Raw genomic sequence first — 1,296 nt, 5'->3', positions numbered from 1 at the left:
CCTGACCGATCCCGTCGGGCACGCGGAGGACGCCGCCTGGTCCCCCGAGGGCGACGGGGTCGGGGATCTCGGGGACCCCGCCCGGCCGCTGCTGGACGCGGAGGACCGGGCCGCGCTGCGCACCGAGGTCGAACGCGCGCCCGAGGTCCTCGACGCGATCGACGACTGGTGGCCCACCCTGCGGCCGGAGCAATTGTTGGCCGACCTGTTCTCCAGCCGCGAGCGGATCTCCGAGGCGGCCGGCGACTATGTGGCCGAGGACCAGGAGGCCCTCTTCCGCGCCGACGGTGGGGCGTTCTCGGTGGCCGACGTCCCGCTCCTCGACGAACTCGCCGAACTGCTGGGCGAGGACCCCACCGAGGAGGGCAACGAGGCGGACCGAGCCTGGGCAGAACAGGTCCGTCAGGCGGAGGAGGCGCTCGAGATCCTCACCGGGTCGGCGGTCCAGGACATCGAGGACGACCTGGACCCGGAGGTCCTCATGGCGTACGACGTGGTCGACGCGGAGTCGCTCGCCCGGCGGCACAGTGCGGACTCGGACCTCACCGTCGCGGATCGTGCCGGCGCGGATCGGACGTGGGCGTTCGGTCACGTGATCGTCGACGAGGCGCAGGAGCTGTCCGCCATGGCGTGGCGCGCGCTGATGCGTCGCTCCCCCAACCGCTGGATGACCCTCGTCGGGGACGTCGCCCAGACCTCCAGCCCTGCGGGCATCGACTCGTGGGAGGACGCGCTCTCGCCGTACGTGGACGACCGGTGGGTCCTCTGCGAGCTCACCGTCAACTACCGCACCCCGGAGACAGTCTCCGCGGTCGCGGAACAGCTGCTCGCGCAGATCGACCCGGGGGCGACCTCGCCGCGCCCGGTACGTGCGGGCCGACGGCCTGTCGCGTGGCTCGAGACCGACACGGGCTCGGTGGGCCGGGTGGTGGCCGACGAGGTCTCCCTCGTGCCGGAGGACCGGGCCGTGGCCGTGCTCCTCCCCGATGACCTCGGGCACGAGAACGCCCCCGGGATCGCCGCCCTCAGGGACACCGTGATCGCGGCGCGCCCCGACGCCTCGGTCCTCCCCCTGGCCCTGGCCAAGGGACTCGAGTTCGACGTGGTGGTGGTGGTCGATCCGGAGCACGTCCTCGGACGTTCGCCGCAGGGGCTCCAGGATCTGTACGTGGGGGCCACCCGCGCCACCCAGGAACTGGTCCTCGTCCAGCCCGGTCGGTTCGGGCCACTGCTCTCACGGATCCGCGAGTCCGTCTCCGACGACACAGAGGAGCTCAGCGCATGAGCGACCACGCG

At 72.6% G+C, this 1,296-nt stretch carries 1 protein-coding gene; it reads left to right on the top strand.

Annotated features, from left to right (window positions below; translation table 11 throughout):
* A partial coding sequence (locus G6018_RS17605; RefSeq protein WP_182640065.1) for an ATP-binding domain-containing protein occupies positions 1-1,285 on the top strand: 1,285 nt, incomplete at its 5' end.
* Positions 1,286-1,296: the final 11 nt, after the last annotated feature.

It is taken from the genome of Dietzia sp. DQ11-44 (assembly GCF_014145205.1).
GTDB lineage: Bacteria > Actinomycetota > Actinomycetes > Mycobacteriales > Mycobacteriaceae > Dietzia > Dietzia natronolimnaea.
This window is presented reverse-complemented; position numbering and strand designations above follow the sequence as displayed.